This window comes from Corallococcus sp. 4LFB, from assembly GCF_046520365.1.
Lineage (GTDB): Bacteria > Myxococcota > Myxococcia > Myxococcales > Myxococcaceae > Corallococcus > Corallococcus caeni.
In genome coordinates this window covers 1-19,658 of record NZ_JBKGHJ010000103.1, presented here as the reverse complement: position 1 = coordinate 19,658, position 19,658 = coordinate 1, and the positions used below count along the sequence as shown (strand labels likewise).

Sequence of the window (19,658 nt, the reverse complement as noted above, 5' to 3'; positions counted from 1 at the left end):
CCTGCGGCTGGGGACGCGCCGCCGCCTCGGTTCCTCCCCCGGCGCGGCGCCAGGGCCAGCGCCAGCGCCACCGGCGCCAGCAACACGGTGGACTGCACGAACCGCAGGTCCGGGTTGGGCGTCACCAGCAGCCACGAGACCGCGTTGAGCAGCGGGGCCAGGAGCATCCACAGCGGGGACAGGCCGCGCTGGCGCCACAGGGCCACGAGCACGCCCGCCACCAGCAGGTACAGCGACGGCCCCGGCTGCCACACGGCCACGCGCCATACGCCTTCCGAGTAGTAGGTGCGGAGGATGAAGTCCTCGTAGCGCGCCTGCCACCGGGCCTGCCAGGTGCGCGTCCTCACGCCCACGCGGTTGGGATCCACCGCCCGGCCACCGCCGTTGAAGGGCCCCACGTAGAGGTTCGACGTCAGGGCCCAAGTGTAGCGCGACACGCAGAGCTGGTGCGCCAGCAGCTGCTGGGGATGCGCGCGCGCGAAGCGCCACAGCACCCCCGCCAGCCCCACGCCCCGGCCCACCAGCCGCTCCTGGTGGCCGAGCAGCGGCGAGGAGCCGAAGATGAGCCGCCCCACGTTGTCGCAGTCGTAGCGCTCGCGCCAGTCCGCCAGGGGCATGATCTGCTCCAGCAGCTTCGCGTCCTCGGGCGTCAGGTCCGGCGCGCGCGCCGCGAGCCCCAGCCGGTGGATGACCCACACCTGCGGGAGCATGGGCGGCGTGGGCTGGACGTCCATCCACACGTACATCGGCCCGCGGACGAACACCGTGACGCCCACCGCGACGGCCGCGAACGTCGCCCGCGCGCGCCAGTCCCCGTAGCGCCACAGGCCCACCGCCAGCAGCGGCAGGCCCACGAGGGGGCCGTTGTGGCGCAGCAGGCACAGCGACGCCACGCACAGCCCCAGCTTCACCGCGCCGCCCACGCCCAGGCGCCCGGTGCGCTCCGCGCGCAGCAACAGCAGCACCGACGCCAGGCACATCTGCGCGAACGCCGTGTCCTTCCACACCGCGATGACGTTGAGGCCCACCGTGGGCGACAGCGCCAGCCACGCGGCCGTGCCCCAGCGGGCCCACGCCGGCACCCGCCAGTGCTCCAGCTCCTCCAGCACCTTGCCCAGCAGGACCGCGAACATCACCACCTGGAGCCCGGTCATGCCGCCCAGCGAACCGGTGGGCGCGGTCAGCACGCCCATCCACCACGTGTGGAAGGCCGGGTGCCAGTCCACGTACTGCCCCGTCAGCACCTGCTCCCACTGCGCCATCGGGTCGTAGGACACGAGCCCCGGGAAGAACAGCGCCCAGGTGAGGCCCCAGGTGAGCAGCGGCCCCAGCGCGTACTTCGCCCAGCCCCAGCGCCGCCGGCCGAAGTCCGCCACGCGGCCCCGGCCCCAGCGCGTCTCCAGCACCAGCCACAGCAGCCCCCACGTGAGCAGCACCTGGTACACGTCCACGCGCTCCAGGGCCCACAGGCCCGGTGAGAGCCGGGGCACCCGCACGTGCACTCCGCCCTCGAAGCCCTCCTGCGTGAACGGCTGCGCGGGGTGCGCGTCTCCCCAGAGGGGCGGCGAGCGCTGGGACACCCAGGTGACCTGCGTGAGCGTCGCGGGCACGCCTTGCAGGCGCAGCTCCGCGGAGCGCGCGTCGCGGGGCAGCGGGATGCGCAGCTCCTGCTGTCCCTCCGGGATGCCGTCACCCGTCACCGGCGACACGTCCTCGGGCGACAGCTCACGGGCCCTCGGCGGGTGCATGCCCCGCTGGAACGTCACGCTCCCCGTCACCGGCCAGCCCACGGTGGGGAAGCGCAGGCGCAGCTCCCGGTCCGGGCCCAGCTGGTACTTGAAGAGCGGCCACAGCGCGAGCGCCACGCACAACGCGAGCCCCAGCCGCCAGGCCCCTACCCGTTTCATGTCCATCACTCCCCCCGCCGCTCCAGCCTATCGCGCTTCGACAGGGGCCGCGCCCCCGGGCTCACTTCCGCGCCGCAGCCGGGGCGCCAGCGCGAGCGCGAGCAGCAGCGGGGCCAGCAGCACCGTGGGGAAGAGGAAGCGCAGGTCCGGGTTCGGCGACAGCAGGAGCCACGCGAGCGTGTTGAGCACCGCGGTCATCACCGCCAGCAGCGCGCCCAGGCTGCGCTGCCGCCAGAGCACCACGACCAGCCCCAGCACGAACGCGTACAGCGACGAGGAGGGCTGCCACACCAGGGTGCGCAGCAGGCCGTGCTTGCCGTACGAGTCGAAGATGACGTGCTCGTAGAGGTTCTGCGCCGGGGTGAACCACGAGTGGGGCCGCACGCCCACCTGGTTCGGGTCCACGGTGTTGCCGCCGCCGTTGAAGGGCCCGATGTAGAGGTCCCCCTCGGGCGCCCAGACATAGCGCGTGACGCACACCTGCTGCTCCCACACCTGCTCCGGGTGCCGCTTCGCGTAGCGCCACGCGATGTCCGCCAGCTCCAGCGTCCGCCCCGCCAGCTTCTCCCGCTGAAGGGGCGAGCCGAAGACGAGCGGCCCCACGGAGAGGCAGGCGTAGCGCTTGCGCCACTGCTCCAGCGACATCAGCTCCTCGAGCACGCGGGCGTCCTCGGGCGGCAGCTGGGGGTCCTTCGCCACGGCGCCCAGCCGGTGCACGAGCAGCACCTGCTTGAGCACCGGCGGCGCGGGCGCCACGTTCGCCAGCGCGTAGCCGGGGCCGCGCACCATGAACGTGAGCAGCACCATCACGGACACCATCGTGCCGCGCGCGCGCCGGTCTCCGTAGCGCCACAGGCAGAGCACGAGGACGGGCACGCTCAGGGCCGGCCCGTTGTGGCGCAGCAGCGTGATGCACGCGAGGCACGCGCCCAGCCACGCCGCGTCCGCCACGCGCAGGCCGCCCCGGCGCTCCGCCCGCAGCACGAGCAGCATCACCGCCAGGCACATCAGCGTGAACGGCGCGTCCTTCCAGGCCGCGATGACGTTGCTGCCCACCGCGGGCGACAGGGTGACCCACGCCACCACGCCCCACCGCGCCCACGCGGGCACCCGCCAGTGCCCCAGCTCCTCCAGCACCTTGCCCAGCACCGTGGCGAACAGCACCGCCTGGAGCGCGCCCACGGGCGCCAGCGAGCCGAAGGGCCCGCCCACCAGCCACAGCCAGAAGGTGTGGAACGCCGGGTGCCAGTCCTCCAGACGGCCCGTCTGGAGCTGCTCCCACTGCACCAGCGGATCATACGAGATGATCCCCGGAAAGAAGATGAGCCACCACGCGCCCCACGACAGCAGCGGCAACAGCGCGTAGCGCGCCCAGCCGGACTGCCGCCGCGCGAACGCCGCCGCCCTGCCCTGCCCCCAGCGCGCCTCCAGCACGAGCCAGAAGAGGGCCCACACCGTCACGGCGAAGAGCACGTCCGCCACGTCCACGTTCCAGAACCCGGGCCGCAGCCGCGCCACGCTCACCGTGCGGGAGCCGTCCGGGTTGACGTGCTGTTCGAAGGGCAGCGCGCGCACGCCGGGGCCGCTCACCACGGCCCCGCGCAGCGGGAACCACGTCACCTGCTCCACGGTGAGGTCGGCCAGCGGCCGCAGCGTCACCTCCGCGGACCGCGCGTCCCGGGGCAGCTGGACGCGCACCTCCTGCTGCCCCTCCGGGATGCCGTCGCCCAGCACCTGCTCGACCTCCACCGGCGTGAGCGGCCGAAGCACCGGCGGCGCGTCCTTCTCCACCGTGAAGGACACCTGGCCCGCCAGGGGCCAGCCCGCGGCGGGGAAGCGCACGCGCAGCTCGTTCGCGGGGCCCAGGTGCAGCTTGAACGCGGGCCACAGCGCGAGCATCGCCGCCAGCGCGACGAGCGCAAGCCGGGACGCGGGGACGCCCCGCCGCGAGGCAGCGGGAGGGGCTGCCTCGGGGACGGACGGAGCACCACCCCCCGGGGAGACGGGGGACGGGACGGCGGGCGCTTCCGCGGCCATGGGCGGTTTCCTTCTCTAGCTTCCGGTCGCGGCGGACGCGGACTGCCGCAGCAGGGGAGCCTCCGACAGGAACTTCAGCTCCGGGTGCTTCTCCTCGGCGTGCTGGAGCGCCCAGTCGTCGCGGAAGAGCACCAGGGGCAGCCCGTCGCGGTCCTGCACCGTCTGGCGGTTGCCTTCCCAGTCGAACGACTTCGGGTCGAAGTTCTGCCCCACCACCCAGCGGGCGTGGCTGAAGGGCAGCCGGTCCAGCGCGATCTTCGCGCCGTACTCGTGCTCCAGGCGGTACTGGAGCACCTCGAACTGGAGCGCGCCCACCACGCCGACGATGGGGTCCTTCATGCCCATGGCCAGCTGCTGGAAGATCTGCACGGTGCCCTCTTCCGACAGCTGCTCCAGCCCCTTCTCCATCTGCTTGCGGCGCAGCGGATCCTTGGAGCGCACCACCGCGAAGAACTCCGGGCTGAAGCGCGGCACGCCCTCGAAGAGGACCTCCTGGTTGCCCTCCGCCAGCGAGTCGCCGATGCGGTACTGCCCCGGGTCGAACAGGCCGATGACGTCCCCCGGCCACGCGTCTTCGATGGACGTGCGCTCCGCGGCCATGAACTGGCTGGGCTTCGCGAGCCGCACCTCCTTGCCCAGCCGCGAGTGGTACGCGTTCATGCCCTTGACGTAGCGGCCGGACACCACGCGCATGAACGCGATGCGGTCGCGGTGCGCGGGGTCCATGTTCGCTTGAATCTTGAAGACGAAGCCCGCGAACTTGGGGTTCGTCGGCTCGCGCGGGCCCTGCGTGGTGGGGCGCGACGTGGGCGCGGGCGCCAGGTCCAGGAACGCGTCCAGGAAGGGCCGCACGCCGAAGTTCGTCATCGCGCTGCCGAAGAACATGGGCGTCAGCTGCCCCGCATCGGACTTCTCCCGCGTGAAGGCGTCGCCGCCGATGTCCAGCAGCTCGATGTCCTCGTGGAGCTTCTCCAGCTCCGCGTCGGTGAGCACCGACTTGATCTCCGGCGAGTCGATGGACACCGAGCGCTCCGACACCTCCGACTCGCCGTGCGAGCCCTCCGCGGAGAACACGTGCACCACGCGCGCCTCCCGGTCGTAGACGCCCCGGAACTCCGGCCCCATGCCGATGGGCCAGTTCATCGGGTACGAGCGGATGCCGAGCACCTGCTCCAGCTCGTTCATCAGCTCCAGCGGCTCACGGCCGTAGCGGTCCAGCTTGTTGACGAAGGTGAAGATGGGGATGCCGCGCATGCGGCACACCTTGAAGAGCTTCTTCGTCTGCGGCTCGACGCCCTTCGCCGCGTCGATGAGCATCACCGCCGCGTCCGCCGCGGAGAGCGTGCGGTAGGTGTCCTCGGAGAAGTCCTGGTGGCCCGGGGTGTCCAGCAGGTTGACCGCGTGGTCGCGGTAGACGAACTGGAGCACGGAGGACGTCACGGAGATGCCGCGCTCCTTCTCCAGCTCCATCCAGTCGCTGGTCGCGTGCCGCCGCGCCCGCTTGGCCTTCACGCTGCCGGCCAGGTGGATGGCGCCGCCGTAGAGCAGCAGCTTCTCCGTCAGGGTTGTCTTTCCCGCGTCGGGGTGGGAGATGATGGCGAAGGTCCGTCGCCGGGCGACCTCCCTCTCGAGCTCGTTGGCCATGATCCGAGGGCAACTATCACGGGCGGTCGTTCCTTGCAGCTTCGCAAGCAGCGCCTGGAGGTCCGGCCGGGCTCCGGCCCTCCGGGGCAGCCCCTCCTCCCGCCCACACCGGAGCCACGCCATGCAGCGCATCCTCCATGCCACGGGCACCCCCTGGGAGCCCCGCGTGGGCTACTCGCGGGCGGTGCGCGCGGGCCCCTTCGTGTCCGTCTCCGGCACCACCGCCACGGACGCGGCCGGCCAGCTCGTGGGTGAAGGGGACGCGTACCGGCAGGCGGCCCAGGCGCTCGCCAACATCCGCGCCGCGCTGGAGGCGGTGGGCGCCCGGGTGGAGGACGTGGTGCGCACGCGCATGTACGTCACCGACATCTCCCGCTGGGAGGAGGTGGGCCGCGCCCACGGTGAGGTGTTCGCGGCCATCCGCCCCGCCACCTCCATGGTGGAGGTGAAGGCGCTCATCGACCCGCGGATGCTGGTGGAGATTGAAGCGGACGCGGTGGTGGCGTCCGCCCTGCCCTGACGGCCTAGAACCCGGCCGTGACGTCCGCGGGCACGTCCTCCGGCGCGCCGGGGTTGCCGGGCTCGGGCGTCACGGCGTCGCCGGTGCCCTCGGGGGGAGCCACGTCGCCGCGCAGCTCCACCGCGGGGCAGTCCTGGAAGGTGCCCACGCGGCTGCCCGGCACCTCCGTGCAGGACGCCGGGCCGCTCGTGTCCGAGCACTGGAAGAGGACGCGGAAGAGCTCCTTCTCCTGCGCGTTCCAGCAGGCGCTGCCCACGTAGTAGGTGTTCGCCGCGATGTCGCCGCCCCAGGCGCGCACGTCCACGCGGCCGCCGGTGCCGGGGAGGTGGCGCACGGACGAGAGCACCTTCTCCTTCGCGGCCGTCGCGGTGCTGGGGAGGTTGTACGGGGCGAGCACGCGCACGCGGGTGACGCCGGTGGCCTGGAGCTTGTGGCCCACGAAGGCGCCGGTGACGGCCTCGTGCACGGCGGGGTTCGGGGTGAAGTCCGCCAGCCGGTACGCCAGCGACTTGCTGCCCTGCCCGAAGTGGGCGAACGACATCATCAGCTTGCCCTGGCCCGCGAAGGACGGGGCCACCGCCTTCAGGTTGTCCAGGGAGAGGGCCAGCGTGCCCCGGCCGCGGTGCGCCTCGCCGTCGCGCTTGAGCGCCCCCGCGGCGACGAGCTTGTAGGCCACGTCGTCGGTGCTGTTCAGCGGACGGGCCTCCAGCTTCCACTGGTAGCGCCCGCCCGCGCCCTTGCGGACGGAGAGCTTGAAGGTGGCGTTGGCGCGGTCGGTGGGGCCGTACACCAGCACGCCGCCCGTCTGAGCGCTGGCGGACTGCTTCACCAGGTCCGCGATGGCACCAGCGCCTGCCGGAGCGCGTCGTTGAGCGCCTTCACCTGCAGGCGGGCGCCCTCCAGCATCGCGGCGCCCTGCCCGTCGAGCGAGGCCTCCACCTGCATCAGGTCCTGGGCCACCAGCGCGGCGCCGTCCTGCGCGGGCGCGTCCGTGTTGATCTCCAGCGACGTGCCCGCGAAGTCCGGCAGGGACTCCACCGCCTCCTGATCATCCACGCCGCCGCACGCCGTCAAGAGCACCAGGGCCGCACCCACCGCCATCGTCTTGTTCGTGTTGTTCTTGCGCATTGTCATCCTCCCTTCCCTTCCAACCCGGCGGGCGCGGCGCGGTTGCGGGGCGGGGAATTTTTTCCCGCGCGGCCCACCGTGTGCGCGGGTGTCGGCCCGCGGGGTGGCCGTCCTCCGTGGAGGGGCCTACCTTCCAGGTACCATGGGCGTCGAATGGAAGAACAACATCGACATCGCGGATGCGCTGGAGCGGGTGGCGGACCTGCTGGACACGCAGGACGCGATGCCCTTCCGCGTGGGGGCCTACCGCAAGGCGGCGGCGACCCTCGCGAACTGGCCGGACTCCGTGGCGGGGCTGCTGGCGGAGCAGGGTGAAGCGGGCCTGAAGGCGCTGCCCGGCGTGGGCAAGAGCATCGCGGCGACGGTCGCGGAGCTGGTGCGCACGGGACACATCGGGCTGCTCGAGCGGCTGGAGGGTGAGGCGTCCCCCGAGGGCCTGCTCGCCAGCGTGCCCGGCATTGGCCCGGAGCTGGCGAAGCGCATCCACGAGGAGCTGGGCATCACGACGCTGGAGGCGCTGGAGCTGGCCTCGCACGACGGGCGGCTGGAGCGGGTGGAGGGCTTCGGGCCTCGGCGCGCGGAGCAGGTGCGCGAGGTGCTGGCGGCGCGGCTGGGCGCAACCGGCGGGAGCGTGAGCGAGCGCGGTCCCATGGCGCGGAGGACGGGCCGCGGCCGTCGGTGGCGCTGCTGCTGAAGGTGGACGCGGACTACCGGCGCAGGGCGGAGGCCGGGGAGCTGCGCCGCATCGCCCCCAAGCGCTTCAACCCGTCCGGGGAGGCCTGGCTGCCGGTGATGCGCGAGCACGTGGACGACTGGAACTTCCGCGCCCTGTTCTCCAACACGGCGCTGGCGCACCAGCAGAACGCCACGGCTGACTGGGTGGTCCTCTACTACGACCAGGACGACGTCGAAGGCCAGTCCACCGTGGTGACCTCCCACGTCGGGCCGCTCAATGGCAGACGCGTGGTGCGCGGGCGTGAGGAGGAATGTCTCGCGTACTACGCCCGCGAGGACGCGGCGCACGAAGCGCCCCACGCGGGGGCCTGAAGCGGAGACGACACGGGGCAGGCAGCGCGCCCGCCCCATGCCAGTCGCCGCCTCAGGGGCTCAAGGCGCCGGGGAGTACACGTCGACGCCCACGCGCGCGCCGCCGCTCCCGCTGCCGCCCGCGACGAGCACGCGGCCCGAGGGCAGCAGGGCCAGCCCGTGGTGCGTGTTGCGCGTGGACAGGGTGCCCGCGACCGTCCAGGCGTTCATCGCCGCGTCATACACCTCCGCGGAGTCGAGCACGCCCAGCCCCCGAGCCGCCCTCCCCCGTCACCACCAGCACGCGTCCCGAGGGCAGCACCGTGGCGTGCGGCAGGTAGCGCGGCAGGCTCATCGGGGCCACGGTCTTCCAGGTGCCGCGCGCCACGTCGTACAGCTCCGCGGAGCGCAGCGGTCCATCCACGCCCCAGCCGCCCGCCACCAGCACCTGGCTGCCATTGCCCAGCGGCACCGCGATGTGGCCGTAGCGCGCCACCGCCATGGACCCCGTGAGCCGCCACGTCCCCGTGGACGGATTGAACAGCTCCGCGCTCGCGGTGATGGGGTCCGTCCCGGTCGGAGCTGCCGCCCATCACCAGCACCTCGCCCGAAGGCAGCCGCACCGCCGCGTGGTACGTGCGCGCGTGCCCCATGGCGCTCGTGGGGCTCCACGTCCCCGTGGACGGGTTGAACAGCTCCGCGCTCGCGAGCGTGGAGGACGTGCTCGCGCCCGACGCGCCGCCCGTCACCAGCACCTTGCCGGAGGCCAGCAGCGTCGCGGTGTGGCGGGCCCGCCCCGTCCCCAGGTCCCCCACCGGCGTCCAGGTCCCGGTGGCGGGCGCGTACACCTCCGTGGCGGACAGCCAGGTGGAGGCATCCCGCTGCCCGCCGCTCACCAGCACGCGGCCGTCACCCAGGGGCGTGGCGGAGTGCAGGAAGCGCGCGGTGCCCAGCGCGGCGGTGTCCCGCCAGGTGTTCGTCGCCTCGTCGTACAGCACCGCGCTGGACAGCGCGCCGGCCGAGGACGCACCGCCCGCCACCAGCACGTCGCCCGTGTCCAGCCGGGTGGTGCTGAGCTGCGAGCGCGCGGTGCTCAGGCTCGCGGCCGTGCTCCACGGCGGGACGGCCGGACGGTAGCGCTCCGCGGAGGCATTGCGCGAACCCACCTGGGACACGCCGCCCAGTACGAGCACGTCTCCGGACGGCAGCAGCGTGGCGGCGTGACTGATGCGGCGCGTGGCCATCGTCGCCGTCTCCGCCCAGGTCCCGGTGGCCGGGCTGTAGAGCGCGGCGCGGTCCAGGTAGGGCTGACCGCCGGTGGAGCCGCCCGTCACCAGCACCTGCCGTCCGGCAGCAGCGTCGCCGTGTGGAAGACGCAGAGGGACGGCAGCAGGCCCTGGGACGTCCAGGTGCCGGTGCCCGGGTCGAACAGCTCGGAGGTGTCCGTGGCGAGGCTGCCCGCGAAGCCGCCCGCCACCAGCACCTGCCCGGACAGCAGCAGCGTCGCCGTGTGGCCCATGCGCTGCGTGGTCATGGAGCCCACCGGGGTCCACTCGCCCGTCATGGCGTCGTAGCGCTCCGCCGTCGCGAGCACGGTCCCGTTCGCGCTGTCCCGGCCGCCCGTCACCAGCACCTGTCCGTCCGGCAGCAGCGTCGCGGTGTGGCCCAGCCGGGCCGCGCCCATGCGGCCGGTGGCCGCCCAGGTGCCCGTCGCGGGTGAGTACAGGAGCGCGCTGGACAGCGCGTTGCCGGAGCCGCTGTCACCGCCCACCACCAGCACCCGGCCGTCGGGGAGCAGCGTCGCGGTGTGCTGGGAGCGCGGCACGTCCAGCCCCGTCACGGCGGACCAGCCGTTGGTGTCCGGGTCGAACAGCTCCGCGCCGCCCGCGGCCAGCACGGAGGCGCCTCCGCCCACCACCAGCACCTTGCCGGAGGCCAGCAGCGTGGCCGTGTGGCGCTGGCGGCTGGTGGCCATGGCGCCCAGCGAGAACCAGCGGCCGGTGCGCGGATCATACAGCTCCGCCGCGGACGTGCCCCCGCCCGCGACGAGCACGTAGCCATTGCGCAGCGGGGTCGCGGTGGCGTCCACGCGCACGGAGGCCATGGTGCCGGCGCTGCTCCACGAGGACGTGTCGAGGCGCGAGGAGGAGGAGAGAGGAGCGTCAAGGAAAGACGGTGCTTCGGGGGCGCAGGCCAGCGCGGACGCGAGCGCGAGCGCGGCCAGCTGGCCGTGAAAACGGATACGGGTCATCAGGGGGAAGGTCCTTCACTTCATGGGGGATGCGACTTTCGCCGCAGGGGGGCGGCCCATTAACCCAGACGGACGCAAGACACCACAGCGGAATTCCTCTCAGCCCGACCTCACGGGTAGAATCGTCATTCATGCGAATGCTCACCGCCGCGGCGCTGGCTTCCTTCCTGTGGGGCTGCGGCGCGACCCAGCCTGTCGTCCCCACCCACTACCGCTCCCACTCCGCCCGGGAGCAGGGGGACTCCAGGGTCGGCGAATACATCTCCTCCGAGTGGTCGCTCCAGACGGCCTCGTACTGGATTGAAGGGCCGGAGGGGCTGGTCCTCATCGACACGCAATTGCTGCCCTCCGCGCTGCGCAAGGAGCTGGCCTTCGCGAAGCAGGTCACCGGCAAGGAGCCGAAGCTCGCCATCGTCCTCCACGCGAACCCGGAGAGCTTCAACGGCACGGCCCTGCTCAAGGAGCTGGGCGTCCCGGTCGTCACCTCCGGCCCGGTGCTCGCCCGCATCCCCGCGGTCCACGAGAAGTGGGCGCCCGACCTCTTCAAGCTGTACTGGAACGGCCGCTATCCCCGCACGCTCGTGCTCGCGGACAGCTTCGGCGACAGCACCCGCGAGTTGAGCGCGGCCGGCCTCACGCTGAAGGTCCACGTCCTGGGCGCGGGCTCCAGCGCGGCCCACGTCGTCGTGGAGTGGGAGGGCCACCTGTTCACCGGCGACCTCGTGGCCCGGGACACCCACAACTGGTTCGAGGGCGGCGACACCACCGGATGGCTCCAGCGGCTGGAGGAGCTGCGCGCCCTGAAGCCGCAGTGGATCCACCCGGGACGCGGCCTCCCCGGCGGCCCGGAGCTGCTGGACGCGCAGGCCGCCTACGTCCAGGCCGTGCGGGAGGAGGTGTCCCGCGAGCGGCACGCGGAGCACCCCAGCAGCGACCCGCTGGCGGCGGTGGAGGCGAAGCTGAAGGAGCGCTACCCCGGCTACGCCTCCGCGAAGCTCCTGCCCTACGTGGTGCGCGCGGAGTGGGCCCGGCAGGCGCCCCGGCCCTGAGGCTTCAGCTGCTCGCGGACGTGTAGTGGCGGATGGACATCCGCCACACCCACCGAGCCACCGAAGCGAAAGCCACCGCGCCCACCACCGCGCCCACCAGCCAGGTCCACGGCAGCCGGCCCAGCAGCGCGAGCGCGGGGAAGGTGGTCATCAGCGCCAGCGGGATGATGAAGGTGAAGACCCACGCCAGCGAGCCCCGGAACACCGCGGACGGCCAGCGGGCCGCGTCGAAGATGGACGTGAACAGGTACGTGAGGTTGTCCACCTTCACCACGAAGAAGGCCGCGCTCACCACGAGGATCCACATCGAGTAGAGGAGGAGCATGCTCGTCCCGAGCAGCACCAGCGACGCGAAGATGCCCGGCAAGGACGGCCAGCGCCCCAGCGACACGAACGCGTAGACGAACAGCCCCACGCCGGACAGCACGTTCACCGCGCGCCACGGCAGGAAGCGCTGCGTGGACACCAGGAACTGCGCGTCCGCGGGCTTGAGCAGCACGAAGTCCAGCGTGCCCTTGCGGATGTGCTCCACCATGCCCGTGAGGCTGGGGCTGATGGCGCCCTCCAGCACGCCCTGGAGCAGCGTGAACCAGCCCACCACCAGCAGCGACTCCTGGAACGTCCACCCCTCGATGCTGGGCCGCGCGTTGAAGACGACGAACAGCGGCGCCAGCGCGGTGAACGTCCACGCCAGCGACGTCAGCCCCTCCGCCAGGAAGTCCGCGCGGTACTGCAACGCCAGCAGCCCGGAGGCCTTCAGCTGCACGCCCAGGAGGCGCAGGTAGCGCTTCGCGTTCACCACCGCCCTACCCTCCGAACGCCGCGAAGCGCGCCAGGCCCCGCCGCCAGACGGCCATGGACACCACGCCCAGGCCCACCACCCACGCCCACTGCGCCCCGAGCAGCCGCCACGCCTCCTTCGCCGCGTGCGCCCCCGTCATCAGCTCCACCGGCAGGCCCATCTGGTAGCGGAACGGCAGCCACTCGATGACGGTGCGCACCCCGGCGGGGAAGAACTCCACCGGGAACATGTACCCGGAGCAGACGAAGAACAGCACCATGTAGACTTCCATCAGCTTCTGGCTGCTCTCCAGGTACAGGCTCAGCGTGCCCAGGAGCACGTTCAGATAGAACGTGATGAGCCACGCGCCCGTGATGCCCAGCGCGAACAGCCCCCAGCCCCCCAGCGACGTGGGCACCGCCCGCTCCGCGCCCGCCGCCCACAGGCTGATGCCCAGCACGGGCAGCACGACGGCGATGCGCAGCGGGATGCCCGCCAGCACCTCCGTCGCGTACGCCAGCAGCGGGGAGATGGGCCTGAGCAGCCGCATGGCCAGCGTGCCCTGCTTCACCTCGTAGCTGAGCAGCCACGCCACCCAGGAGCTGGTGAGCTGCCGCACGCAGAAGGCCGCGAGGAAGTAGCCCGTGAACTCCGCCTGTCCGAAGCGGCCCACCGGCCCGCCGCGCGCCACCGCCGACCACAGGGCCAGCATGATGAGCGGCATGGTGGTGGCCAGCACCCAGATGATCATCTCCGCGCGGTAGGCCACCGCCTCGGAGAAGCCGATGCGCACCATCGTGGGCAGCGCCTTGAGCGACGTGCGCAGGCTCACGCCGTCACCGCCTCCCGGGCGGCCTCCGCCCGGCGCGCCTTGCCCTCCTGGAACAGCTCGCTCATCACCTCTTCCAGGGGCGCGTTCTCCACCGTCAGGTCCGTCACCGGCAGCGTGGACAGCGCCCGGCCCACCGTGGCGTTCACCGCGTCCTGCTGGACCTGGAGCACCGCGGAGCCCGGCTCGTGCGACACCACCTTGCCCAGCGGCGTCAGCAGGGCGGCGTCCACCGGCTGGCCCAGCCGCAGCACCACGCGCTTCTCCGGGCGCACGCGCTGCACCAGCGCGTCCAGGCTGCCGTCGTAGGACAGCTGCCCCTTGTCGATGACGATGACGCGCGGGCAGAGCGCCGCCACGTCGTCCATGTAGTGGCTGGTCAGGATGAGCGTGGCGCCCGTCTGCTCGTTGTAGGCCTTGATGAACGCGCGCATCGTCACCTGCATGGACACGTCCAGGCCGATGGTGGGCTCGTCCAGGAAGAGCACCTTGGGGCGGTGGATGAGGGCCGCGGCCAGCTCGCACTTCATCCGCTCCCCCAGGCTGAGCTGCGGGTGGGCTTGCCGATGAGGTCCTCCAGCTCCAGGAGCGACACCAGCTCCTCCAGCGTCTGCTTGTACTGGAGGCGGGGCACGTCGTAGATGGCGCGGTTGAGTTCGAACGTCTCCGACGGCGGCAAGTCCCACAGCAGCTGCTGCTTCTGCCCCATCACCAGCATGATCTTCTTGAGGAACGCCTCCTCGCGCAGCCGGGGCACGTGGCCATCCACGGTGACTTCACCCTCGGACGGGTGGAGCAGGCCGGCGAGCACCTTGAGCGTCGTCGTCTTGCCCGCGCCGTTGGGGCCCAGGAAGCCCACGCGTTCGCCGGGCCGGATGTCGAAGGAGATGCCGTCCACGGCCTTGACGGTCGTGTAGTCGCGGTGGACGAGCGAGCGCAGGGCCGCCTTCAGGCCAGGCGGGCGTTTGTGGACCTGATAGTGCTTGCGCAGTCCTCGGACGGAAATCATGGCGGGATGGGTTTAACGCGGTCGCCTCCGGGTGGCGACCCCTGATGTGAAGGCAACGATGAGCAACGCATACAGCAAGGACCTGGAGCGATGGCTGCCCCGGCTCATCTCCGTGTGGCGCGCGTCCCGGGGCCGGGGAGAGGGCCCGGAAGGACGCCTCACGCCGCAGGAGGTCAAGGAGGTGGGCGCGGGCGTGAAGCAGCTGTCGCTCGGCCTCACGCGGGAGCGGCAGCTGGCCGGCGCCCGGTACATGGACGACCCGCGCCTCTTGGGCGCGTACCTCCTCTTCTACTGGCCGGTGTCCTACGCCCAGGCGCGCCAGGTGCTGGGCGAGCTGCCGAACCGCCCGCGCCACGTGCTGGACCTGGGCAGCGGCCCGGGCCCGGTGGCCTTCGCGGCGATGGACGCGGGCGCCAGCGAGGTGACGGCCGCGGACCGCAGCAAGCCCGCGCTGGAGCTGGCGCGCAAGCTGGCCACGGAGGCCGGCGAGGCCCTGGCCACGCGCGAGTGGGATCCGCTGAAGAAGAACGCCACGCTGCCGGAAGGCCAGTACGACCTCATCACCATGGGGCACGTGGTCAACGAGCTCTACGGCGCGACGGAGGAGGCGCTGAAGCCGCGCGCGGCGCTGCTGGAGTCGGTGCTCACCAAGGTGAAGAAGGGCGGCAGCCTGCTGGTGATGGAGCCCGCGCTGCGCGAGACGAGCCGCAACCTGCTCAAGGTGCGCGACCTGCTGGTGGAGCGCGGCTACGCCATCCGCGCGCCGTGCATGTTCCGGGGTGCCTGCCCCGCGCTGGTGAAGGAGACGGACTGGTGCCACGCGGAGCGCGCGTGGCCCATGCCCAAGGTGGTGGAGGAGCTGGCGCGCGTGGCGGGCTTCCACAAGGAATCGCTCAAGATGAGCTACCTGCTGGTGGCGCCCAAGGGCGAGCCCTGGCCGGAGCCGCCGCCGGGCCGGCTGTTCCGCATCGTCAGCGAGTCGCTGGAGGGCAAGGGCCGCCAGCGCTACATCGGCTGCGGGCCGGAGGGGCGCGTGGGCCTGGCGATGCAGGAGCGCCACCGCGCGGAGAAGAACGAGAAGTTCTTCCACCTCCAGCGCGGCGACGTCATCGAGGCGACGGACCTGGAGACGAAGGGCGACGGCTACGCGCTCGGGGAGAACGCCGAGGTGCGCATGGTGGCCCAGGCCGGCCGCGGCGTGCCGCCCGCGCCCAAGCCGCCGGAGGCCCCGCGCGAGCCCGCGGCCCCCGTCCCGCCCGCGAAGCCCTGAGCGGACACGACCAGGGCGCGGTGCCCGCTCCGTAGGAGGAAGCAGTCCCTCCCCCGGAGTCCTCCGTGCCCCGCAGTCCCCCTCCGCTCCCCATCTTCCTGTTCCTCCTCGCCGCCACCTTCGCTCGCGCGGAGGACGCGCCTCCCGCGCGGCATGGACCCTGGCTGGGCGTGACCGCGTCCACCAGCTCCCGCTTCAGCGTGGGCTATCGGGAGGGATATGACAGGCAGGACGAGTTCGAGAGCACGGTGGGCCTGGGCCTGCGCGCGGGCTACGACTTCCTGGAGTACGCGGGCGTCTGGGCCGAGTACGAGGAGGAGGTCCACTACGGCTCCTTCAGCGCAGGGCTGCGGCTCCTCACGCCCACGGAGACCGTCCGCGCGGGCCTCTCCGCGGGGCTGCGCTTCCTCGGGCGCACGCCCACCCTGCCCTTCTTCACCGCCGGCCTGATGGGAGAGGTCCGGCCCTGGCGGCACCTGGGCTTCAGCCTGGAGGTGTCCAAGGCCTGGCCGCTCCAGGGCGAGGTCACCCAGCCCGAGACTGAGACCAACACCGAGTACACCATCCTCCTGAGCGAAGGGCCGCTGCGCGTCGCGCTCGGACTGACCTGGTACTTCTGAAGCCGCATCAAAAGAGGGCCGTGGCGAGCCGTTCTGGGGCTGACGTGGAATTCCTGAACGGCTCGCCCCGCAGGCACCACCTGTTGCTAGGTTGCGCCGCACTCCCATCCCCAGGAAGGAACCCCGTGCCCGCCACCACGCCGCTGCGTACGCTCTATCCGCCCCTCGAGCCCTACCGCACCGGCACTTGAAGGTCACGGGCGGCCACTCGCTGTACTTCGAGGAGAGCGGCAACCCGGAGGGCAAGCCCGCGGTGTTCGTGCACGGCGGCCCGGGCGGCGGCACCGACCCGAAGCAGCGCCGCTTCTTCGACCCCAGCGTGTACCGCATCATCCTGTTCGATCAGCGCGGCTGTGGCCGCAGCACCCCGCACGCCAGCCTGGAGCTGAACACCACCTGGGACCTGGTGGCGGACATGGAGCGGCTGCGCGAGCACCTGGGCCTGGAGCGCTGGCTGCTCTTCGGCGGCTCGTGGGGCAGCACCCTGTCGCTCGCGTACGCGCAGGCCCACCCGGAGCGCGTCACGGAGCTGGTGCTGCGCGGCATCTTCCTGTTGCGCAAGCAGGAGATCGACTGGTTCTACCAGCGCGGCGCGGACGCGATGTTCCCGGACGCGTGGGAGGGCTTCGTCGCCCCCATCCCGGAGGAGGAGCGCGGGGACCTGCTCCAGGCGTACGCGAAGCGGCTGATGGGTGACGACAAGCACTCGCAGCAGGAGGCCGCGAGGGCGTGGAGCGTGTGGGAGGGCCGCACCAGCTGCCTGTACCCCAACGCGGAGCTCGTCGCGCGCAACGCGGGCGACGACTTCGCCATCGCCTTCGCGCGCATCGAGTGCCACTACTTCCTCAACAAGGGCTGGATGCGCAGCGACACCCAGCTGCTGGACGACGTGCACCGCATCCGCCACATCCCCGCCGTCATCGTGCAGGGCCGCTACGACGTCGTCTGCCCGCCGGAGAGCGCGTGGGCCCTGCACCGCGCGTGGCCGGAGGCCCAGTTCGTGATGGTGCCGGACGCGGGCCACTCCGCCAACGAGCCCGGCAACACGTCCGCGCTGATTGAGGCCACGGACCGCTTCCGCGGCCTGTAGAGCACGCGAGCGCAGGCCAGGGCGTCACCCGTCCTGGCCCGCCCGCGCTCAGCCGCGAGGGGGCAGCGACTTCGCCAGCTCCTCGTACAGGTGGATGGCGGAGCGGATGGCCTTCTCCCAGTCGCCCAGGTGCAGGCTCTCGTTCTCCGAGTGGGCGTACGTGTAAGGGTCCTCCACGCCGATGAGCAGCGCGGGCACGCCGCCCAGCTCCTTGGCGAACGGCTCCACGAACGGGATGGAACCACCGCACCCGATGGTGACGGGCTTCTTCGCGTAGCCCTTCTCCAGCGCGCGGAACGCCGCCTGGAAGGCCGGGTGCGACGAATCCGTGTACCACCAGCCAGACGCCTGGTCCTCGCGGATCTCCAGCTCCAGGCCCCACGGGCACACCTTCTTCAGGTGCGCCACCAGCCGGCGCTGCACGTCCTCCGGATCCATGTCCGGCACCACGCGGATGCCCACGCGCGCCCACGCGGACTCCACGATGATGTTGCGCGCGTCCTTGCGGCTGCTGGCCTGGATGGCGTTGATGGCCAGGCTCGGCTGGCGCCAGTTCGTCTCCCAGGGGTGACGCCCGCCGCCCAGGAGCTGCACGCCCTCGCGGACGCCCGCCTGCTCACGGAAGGTGGCCTCGTCACCGGGCAGCGCCTGGATGCTCTGACGCTCCGCGGGCGTCAGCGGCTTCACCTGCTCCATCACGCCTTCAATCGCGATGGAGCCGTCCGCGTGCGTCAGCGACGCCAGCATCCGGCACAGCGCCATCGCCGGATCCGGAACGGGCCCGCCCCACATGCCCGAATGCACCGCCTGATGAAGCCCCCGCACCTCCACGTCCACCGTCACCAGCCCGCGCAGCGCCGTGGTGATGGACGGCAGCCCCGTGTCGAAGTTCGTCGTGTCCGTCAACACGATGGCGTCCGCGGCCACCAGCTTCGCGTGCTTCTGGAGAAATGCACCCAGGTGGTCACTGCCTGCTTCCTCTTCTCCCTCGATGATGACCTTCACGTTGAGTGGGAGCTGGCCGGTGCTCTTGAGCCACGCGTCCACGGCGGAGGTGTGCACGACGATGCCGGCCTTGTCGTCCGCCGCGCCGCGCCCGTACAGGCGGCCGTCGCGCAGCTCCGGCTCGAAGGGCGGGCTCTTCCACGCGGCCTCGTCTCCCGCGGGCTGCACGTCGTGGTGCGCGTAGAGGAGGAGCGTGGGGCGGCCCGGCGCCTTGAGCACCTCGCCATAGACATACGGATGCGCGCCCTCGATTTCGAGCAGCTGCACGTTTTCAAAACCACGGTCCTTCAAGAGGGCCGCGGTGGCCTCCGCGCTCTTGCGCACGAGGGCCGCGTCGAACCCGGGAAAGGACACACTGGGAATGCGTACGAGGGCCTTGAGGTCCTCCAGGTACGCGGCCTTGTGGGACTCGAAATGGGACAGCGCGGGGTCGGTGGACATGCCCACCCCTTAACCCAAAAGGCGAGCAGGCACCTGGGAGGCGCGCGCCCAAACGTCGCGCGTCTTATGTATCCTGCCGCCCATGCCTGGACTACCTACCCTGCTGTTGGTGGATGACGACAGCTTCGTGCGTCGCATCCTCAAGGACGTCATCGCGGACACGGGTATCGACCTGCGGCTGCTGGAGGCCGCGGACGGGGAGGAGGGGCTGGCGCTGGCGGAGAAGGAGCAGCCGGCGGTGATGTTCCTGGACCTCTTCATGCCGAAGAAGAGCGGGCTGGAGGTGCTGGGCGCCATCAAGAGCGTGTCGCCGGACACGCGCGTGCTGGTCATCAGCAGCATGGACGCGGAGCCGGTGGTGGAGCAGGCCATCGCCGCGGGGGCCATGGGCTTCGTGGGCAAGCCCTTCCATCCCCTGGAGATCGCCGCTGCCGTGCGCCAGGCGCTCGCGTCCTGATTCCCCGAGGTCCCCGTGTCGTCATCCGCTGTCGGTTACTGGGTGGGAGACTCGCTCGGCCGCGTGCTGGGCCCCCTCCAGCTGCAAGCATTCCGCGACCTCATCGCCTCCGGCCGCCTGAAGACGGCCGTGCGCGCGTCGCGCGACGGAACGAACTGGATCGCGCTCCAGGACCTCCCGGAGGTGCGCGACCTGTTCACCACCGCGGCGCCCACGGCCTCCATCGAGAGCCAGCAGGCCGAGCGTCTGCGCAACCAACTGCGCGGCCTCTTGCACCTGCCGCCGCACGAGGTGTTCGGGCTCAAGCCGCAGGCGTCGCTCGACGAGTTCCGCCTCGCCTTCTTCCGCATGGCGAAGCGCTTCTCCCCGGAGCACCTGTCGCCGGACCTGCACCCGGAGCTGCGCAAGGTCTCCGTTGAAATCTTCGACTTCCTCTCGCGGCGGATCCGCGAGGCGGAGACGCTCTTCCTCCAGGGCGCGATGCAGCCGCCCGCGCCCCCGCCGCCCCGGCTGGACATGAGCGGCACGCTGCCGCCCGCATCGCCGCTGCCGTTGAGTGGCTCCGCCCTCCACGCGCGTCCGCCGCCCGTCGTC

Annotated in this window: 18 protein-coding genes and 4 pseudogenes; 9 read left to right on the top strand and 13 right to left on the bottom strand. The window is 71.9% G+C overall.

Annotated elements, in window-relative coordinates; genetic code table 11:
• From ACLEQD_RS13890 to ACLEQD_RS13880, 3 genes are all read right to left on the bottom strand, one after another.
• Positions 1-1,916: hypothetical protein (locus ACLEQD_RS13890; protein WP_410384288.1), on the bottom strand; the 1,916-nt coding region annotated here is incomplete at its 3' end.
• A gap of 18 nt (positions 1,917-1,934) precedes the next feature.
• Positions 1,935-3,944 (bottom strand): hypothetical protein, encoded by a 2,010-nt coding sequence (locus tag ACLEQD_RS13885; protein WP_410384286.1) that lies wholly within the window; start codon positions 3,942-3,944, stop codon positions 1,935-1,937.
• A gap of 15 nt (positions 3,945-3,959) precedes the next feature.
• Positions 3,960-5,588, bottom strand: coding sequence for a peptide chain release factor 3 (locus ACLEQD_RS13880; RefSeq protein ID WP_410384285.1), 1,629 nt, complete (start codon positions 5,586-5,588; stop codon positions 3,960-3,962).
• Between the two features lie 121 nt (positions 5,589-5,709).
• Here ACLEQD_RS13880 and ACLEQD_RS13875 point away from each other — a divergent pair, with 121 nt between their 5' ends.
• Positions 5,710-6,108 (top strand): RidA family protein, encoded by a 399-nt coding sequence (locus ACLEQD_RS13875; RefSeq protein WP_410384283.1) that lies wholly within the window; start codon positions 5,710-5,712, stop codon positions 6,106-6,108.
• A gap of 4 nt (positions 6,109-6,112) precedes the next feature.
• On the opposite strand, the gene ACLEQD_RS13870 is transcribed toward ACLEQD_RS13875, so the two are convergent.
• Positions 6,113-6,937, bottom strand: coding sequence for a hypothetical protein (locus ACLEQD_RS13870; RefSeq protein WP_410384281.1), 825 nt, complete (start codon positions 6,935-6,937; stop codon positions 6,113-6,115).
• Positions 6,934-7,242, bottom strand: coding sequence for a hypothetical protein (locus ACLEQD_RS13865; protein WP_410384280.1), 309 nt, complete (start codon positions 7,240-7,242; stop codon positions 6,934-6,936). The genes ACLEQD_RS13870 and ACLEQD_RS13865 overlap by 4 nt, the downstream gene beginning before the upstream one ends.
• A gap of 136 nt (positions 7,243-7,378) precedes the next feature.
• Here ACLEQD_RS13865 and ACLEQD_RS13860 point away from each other — a divergent pair, with 136 nt between their 5' ends.
• Positions 7,379-7,930 (top strand): helix-hairpin-helix domain-containing protein, encoded by a 552-nt coding sequence (locus ACLEQD_RS13860; protein ID WP_410384278.1) that lies wholly within the window; start codon positions 7,379-7,381, stop codon positions 7,928-7,930.
• Positions 7,915-8,283 carry a hypothetical protein gene (locus ACLEQD_RS13855; RefSeq protein ID WP_410384276.1) on the top strand — a complete coding sequence of 123 codons (369 nt, stop codon included), beginning with the start codon at positions 7,915-7,917 and terminating at the stop codon, positions 8,281-8,283. The genes ACLEQD_RS13860 and ACLEQD_RS13855 overlap by 16 nt, the downstream gene beginning before the upstream one ends.
• Before the next feature lie 60 nt (positions 8,284-8,343).
• On the opposite strand, the gene ACLEQD_RS13850 is transcribed toward ACLEQD_RS13855, so the two are convergent.
• From ACLEQD_RS13850 to ACLEQD_RS13835, 4 genes and pseudogenes are all read right to left on the bottom strand, one after another.
• Positions 8,344-8,526 carry a hypothetical protein gene (locus tag ACLEQD_RS13850; RefSeq protein ID WP_410384274.1) on the bottom strand — a complete coding sequence of 61 codons (183 nt, stop codon included), beginning with the start codon at positions 8,524-8,526 and terminating at the stop codon, positions 8,344-8,346.
• Positions 8,501-8,764: a kelch repeat-containing protein gene (locus ACLEQD_RS13845; RefSeq protein ID WP_410384292.1), complete on the bottom strand. Its 264-nt coding sequence runs from the start codon at positions 8,762-8,764 to the stop codon at positions 8,501-8,503. The genes ACLEQD_RS13850 and ACLEQD_RS13845 overlap by 26 nt, the downstream gene beginning before the upstream one ends.
• Before the next feature lie 178 nt (positions 8,765-8,942).
• Positions 8,943-9,596: pseudogene (locus tag ACLEQD_RS13840) on the bottom strand (Kelch repeat-containing protein); the annotation flags it as partial.
• Complete coding sequence (locus ACLEQD_RS13835) at positions 9,593-10,366, bottom strand: Kelch repeat-containing protein (protein WP_410384272.1); 774 nt, start codon at positions 10,364-10,366, stop codon at positions 9,593-9,595. The pseudogene ACLEQD_RS13840 and the gene ACLEQD_RS13835, both read right to left, overlap by 4 nt.
• Positions 10,367-10,644: 278 nt before the next feature.
• On the opposite strand from ACLEQD_RS13835, the gene ACLEQD_RS13830 reads away from it, so the two are divergent.
• Entirely contained in the window at positions 10,645-11,562 is a 918-nt protein-coding gene (locus tag ACLEQD_RS13830; RefSeq protein ID WP_410384270.1) for an MBL fold metallo-hydrolase, read from the top strand.
• Between the two features lie 4 nt (positions 11,563-11,566).
• Here the strand turns inward: ACLEQD_RS13830 and ACLEQD_RS13825 are convergent, their stop codons facing one another.
• The 3 genes and pseudogenes from ACLEQD_RS13825 to ACLEQD_RS13815 form a co-directional block, all read right to left on the bottom strand.
• Complete coding sequence (locus tag ACLEQD_RS13825; RefSeq protein ID WP_410384290.1) at positions 11,567-12,361, bottom strand: ABC transporter permease; 795 nt, start codon at positions 12,359-12,361, stop codon at positions 11,567-11,569.
• Between the two features lie 7 nt (positions 12,362-12,368).
• Entirely contained in the window at positions 12,369-13,175 is an 807-nt protein-coding gene (locus tag ACLEQD_RS13820) for an ABC transporter permease (protein WP_410384268.1), read from the bottom strand.
• Positions 13,172-14,181: pseudogene (locus tag ACLEQD_RS13815) on the bottom strand (ATP-binding cassette domain-containing protein). Before ACLEQD_RS13815 ends, ACLEQD_RS13820 begins: the two are co-directional and overlap by 4 nt.
• A gap of 58 nt (positions 14,182-14,239) precedes the next feature.
• On the opposite strand from ACLEQD_RS13815, the gene ACLEQD_RS13810 reads away from it, so the two are divergent.
• The 3 genes and pseudogenes from ACLEQD_RS13810 to pip all read left to right on the top strand — a co-directional run bounded on the left by ACLEQD_RS13810 (position 14,240) and on the right by pip (position 17,161).
• Positions 14,240-15,451 (top strand): small ribosomal subunit Rsm22 family protein, encoded by a 1,212-nt coding sequence (locus ACLEQD_RS13810; RefSeq protein WP_410384266.1) that lies wholly within the window; start codon positions 14,240-14,242, stop codon positions 15,449-15,451.
• Positions 15,452-15,516: 65 nt separating this feature from the next.
• Positions 15,517-16,071: a hypothetical protein gene (locus ACLEQD_RS13805; protein WP_410384264.1), complete on the top strand. Its 555-nt coding sequence runs from the start codon at positions 15,517-15,519 to the stop codon at positions 16,069-16,071.
• 125 nt (positions 16,072-16,196) lie between these two features.
• Positions 16,197-17,161: pseudogene (pip, locus tag ACLEQD_RS13800) on the top strand (prolyl aminopeptidase).
• Between the two features lie 48 nt (positions 17,162-17,209).
• Here pip and ACLEQD_RS13795 read toward each other — a convergent pair.
• Positions 17,210-18,607 (bottom strand): M20/M25/M40 family metallo-hydrolase, encoded by a 1,398-nt coding sequence (locus tag ACLEQD_RS13795; protein WP_410384262.1) that lies wholly within the window; start codon positions 18,605-18,607, stop codon positions 17,210-17,212.
• Positions 18,608-18,689: 82 nt separating this feature from the next.
• On the opposite strand from ACLEQD_RS13795, the gene ACLEQD_RS13790 reads away from it, so the two are divergent.
• Both ACLEQD_RS13790 and ACLEQD_RS13785 read left to right on the top strand, forming a co-directional pair.
• The gene (locus tag ACLEQD_RS13790; protein ID WP_120560449.1) at positions 18,690-19,064 is read left to right on the top strand and encodes a response regulator; all 375 of its coding nucleotides are present in this window, start codon (positions 18,690-18,692) and stop codon (positions 19,062-19,064) included.
• A 15-nt stretch (positions 19,065-19,079) separates the two neighbouring features.
• Positions 19,080-19,658 (top strand): annotated as a pseudogene (locus tag ACLEQD_RS13785) (TIGR02266 family protein); the annotation flags it as partial.